Genomic DNA, 3,116 nt, shown 5'->3' with positions numbered 1-3,116 from the left:
TGCCGCAGATTTGTTGCCTGCCCCACTGGTATTTCCGAGCGGTTTGGTCGATTAAAGACTCAGCTTTCGGGATCGTCAGTCACCAGCCATGGCCGAAATTCAATACTCAGAACACGGAACGCACAATCGTGGTGTGTTGGGCACCCGCCTTGTGGGCATCATCGCCTATGCAGTCGCGGCGGCCTGTCTGTTGCCGATGGTGGCGGTGGTTCTGGCGGCGGTCACCGGTGGAACGGACACGATTTCGCACTTGTTAGAGACTGTTTTGCCGCGATATCTGCTGACCACGGCAGTGCTGGTTATTCTGGTCTCGGTGGGGACATTCTCGATCGGCGTTGGGGCCGCGTGGCTGGTCACGATGACCCGGTTTCCCGGCGTGCGATTCCTTGAGATCGCTCTGGTCCTGCCGCTGGCTTTTCCGGCCTATGTGCTGGCCTATGCCTATACGTTCATTCTGGATCACCCCGGAATCGTCCAGACCACCCTGCGCGATGTGACCGGCTGGGGGCCGCGGGACTATTGGTTCCCCGAGATACGCTCGACCGAAGGTGCGGCAGTGATGCTGATCCTGGTTCTGTATCCTTATGTCTATCTGCTGGCCCGCGCCGCGTTCCTGCAGCAAAGCGCCACCGCTTTTCTGGCCGCCCGGGCGTTGGGCAACGGTCCGTGGTCGTCCTTCTGGCGCGTGTCACTTCCGATGGCGCGGCCCGCGATTGCGGGCGGGGTGCTGCTGGCAGTGATGGAGACCATCGCCGATTTCGGCACCGTGGCCTATTTCGGCGTGCAGACCTTTGCCACTGGCATCTACACCAGTTGGTTTTCCATGGCTGACAGGGCCGCCGCTGCGCAGCTGGCGCTGTGCCTGTTGGGATTTGCGCTTGTCATGGCCGTGACCGAGCGGACCCAGCGCGGAAAAGCCAAATATTATCAGGCCGGGAAACAGCATGCCGCGCTGCCTGCCGCGCAGTTGAAGGGGTGGCGGTCGGCGGCGGCCTTTATTCTCTGCGCCATTCCTGTGTCGCTTGGCTTCCTGCTGCCCGTGGTGATTCTGGTGCAGATGGGGATGGAATCGGAACAGAACCTGTTGTCGCGCCGCTATGTCGGGTTCATTCGGAACTCGCTGACCCTGGCCGGTACGGCGGCGGTGCTGACGGTCTGCGCCGCCATCGCCGTTGGGTTCTTCCAACGTCTTCGACCGGGTCGAGGTTCTGCGATGGCGGCTTATCTGGCGCGGCTGGGCTATGCGGTGCCGGGCGGGGTGATCGCCGTGGGGCTGATCGTGCCCTTTGCGGGATTTGACAACGCGCTGGATGCGTGGATGCGCGAAACCTTTGATATCTCGACCGGATTGCTGGTGACTGGCTCGATCTGGTTGCTGGTCGCGGCCTATATGGTGCGGTTCCTTGCTGCCGCGCTTAGCGCCTATGAAGGCGGGCAGAGTACGGTGCATGCCAATATGGACGCCGCCGCGCGGTCGCTGGGGCAGACGCCGCTGGGCACATTGCGGCGGGTACATCTGCCGATCCTGACGCCCTCACTGCTGACCGCGTTGCTGATCGTGTTTGTCGATGTGATGAAGGAATTGCCCGCCACGCTGATCATGCGGCCGTTCAATTTCGACACGCTGGCGGTACAGGCATTCCGGCTGGCCTCGGACGAGCGGCTAGAGGGCGCGGCGGTGCCCTCGCTGGTCATTCTGGCGGTGGGTCTGCTGCCGGTGATCCTGATCTGTCGTCAGGTCGGGCGCCGGTAACGGTGCTTCAAAACTGCCACACCCCATTCCGCCGGGCTTGATTCAAATGCAATTTCCGGCAAGGCTGGTGATATGAACATGCAGCCTCCCAGCCGGTTTCCGTCACAATCGGCGCAGATGCCGGTGGCGTTTGACCGGCGCGAGATGTCTCAGATCCTGTCCGTCTATGGTCGGATGGTCGCCGCCGGGGAATGGCGGGATTACGGAATTTCCAACCTGCGGGACATGGCGGTGTTTTCGATTTTTCGCCGAACGGCCGAACATCCGATCTATCGCGTGGAAAAGCACCCGACCCTGCGGTTGCGGCAGGGGATGTATTCAGTGGTTGGTATGGACGGGCGTATCCTGAAACGCGGCCACGACCTGCGCACGGTTCTGCGGGTGTTGGAGCGTAAGCTGATCCGCGCGGTTGACCCGGATTAGAGCCTTTTGTGGGCTGTCACCGGCCCATCCCCCTGCGCCTTGATGCGGGCGATGGCCTGATCCATCGGCTCCAGCGCGACGGCCATGTGGTAGGCATTGGCATGCAGCAGCAGATTGTCCGCTGCAACCCAGGCCACGTGGCCTTTCCAGAACAGCAAATCGCCGCGCTGGGCCGGGGTGCCGTCCGGCAATGCTTCACCCAACGCGCGTTCCTGATCGCCGCTGTCGCCGGGGCAGGGGATACCGCAGGCCAGCAGACAGACCTGCACCAGCCCGGAACAATCCAGCCCAAACCGGCTGTTGCCGCCCCACAGGTAGGGCGTGCCCAGAAACAGCTCGGCCGCCGCAACCGGATCGGCCAGCCGCGAATAGGCGGGTGCCGCGTGAACGGCGGGGATATAGCCTTGTTCGGTTTCCAGAAACCCGTTCTTTTCCGATACGGCGCGAATCTTGCTGCCGAAACTCAACGAGGTCAGGTCGGGGCTTTTCATATCCGCCTGTTCGTAGCCATGAGTGGCAGCGGCGACGATCCAGTGGGTCTGCGGTTCGACCTGCCCCAATTGGTCCGAGGCGACCCAGCCCGGATAGCCGTCCTTTTCAGCCGTGACACGGCTGAACCCGTTCAACTCGCTGCCGACAACAACCGTATCGCCATACAGCAATTGCCGGTCGCGGGGGCCATCGGGGCCGCGCAGCAGGTCGACGACCGGTTGGATCACGCGCCTTTGGGTCATAGGTTCAGCATCTTCGGCAACGCGGTCAGCAGGGCGCGCGGTCCTTGGCCGAGGCCGCCTTTGCTGCGCCCGGGTTCCTTGCTGCGTTGCCAGGAATAGATGTCAAAATGCATGTAACGGCTGTCGCCGACAAAGCGACGCAGGAACAGCGCGGCGGTGATCGAGCCCGCAAACCCGCCCGAGGGCGCATTGTCCAGATCGGCAAT

The 3,116-nt window shown here is 62.6% G+C and carries 3 protein-coding genes and 1 pseudogene; 2 read left to right on the top strand and 2 right to left on the bottom strand.

The window, feature by feature from the left end; genetic code table 11:
• Positions 1-88 precede the first annotated feature (88 nt).
• On the top strand, positions 89-1,753 hold the full coding sequence (locus MPJ51_RS03420) for an iron ABC transporter permease (protein ID WP_298381765.1): 1,665 nt from the start codon (positions 89-91) through the stop codon (positions 1,751-1,753).
• Between the two features lie 72 nt (positions 1,754-1,825).
• The gene (locus tag MPJ51_RS03415) at positions 1,826-2,176 is read left to right on the top strand and encodes a DUF2794 domain-containing protein (RefSeq protein ID WP_298381763.1); all 351 of its coding nucleotides are present in this window, start codon (positions 1,826-1,828) and stop codon (positions 2,174-2,176) included.
• Here MPJ51_RS03415 and MPJ51_RS03410 read toward each other — a convergent pair.
• Positions 2,173-2,910: an NlpC/P60 family protein gene (locus tag MPJ51_RS03410; protein ID WP_298381760.1), complete on the bottom strand. Its 738-nt coding sequence runs from the start codon at positions 2,908-2,910 to the stop codon at positions 2,173-2,175. The two genes, MPJ51_RS03415 and MPJ51_RS03410, sit on opposite strands and share 4 nt — an antisense overlap.
• Positions 2,907-3,116 (bottom strand): annotated as a pseudogene (locus tag MPJ51_RS03405) (leucyl aminopeptidase family protein); the annotation flags it as partial. The gene MPJ51_RS03410 and the pseudogene MPJ51_RS03405, both read right to left, overlap by 4 nt.

The organism is Ruegeria sp. (genome assembly GCF_028066395.1).
Lineage (GTDB): Bacteria > Pseudomonadota > Alphaproteobacteria > Rhodobacterales > Rhodobacteraceae > Ruegeria.
The sequence above is the reverse complement of the archived record's forward strand: the minus strand, read 5'-3'. Positions and strand labels throughout refer to the sequence as shown.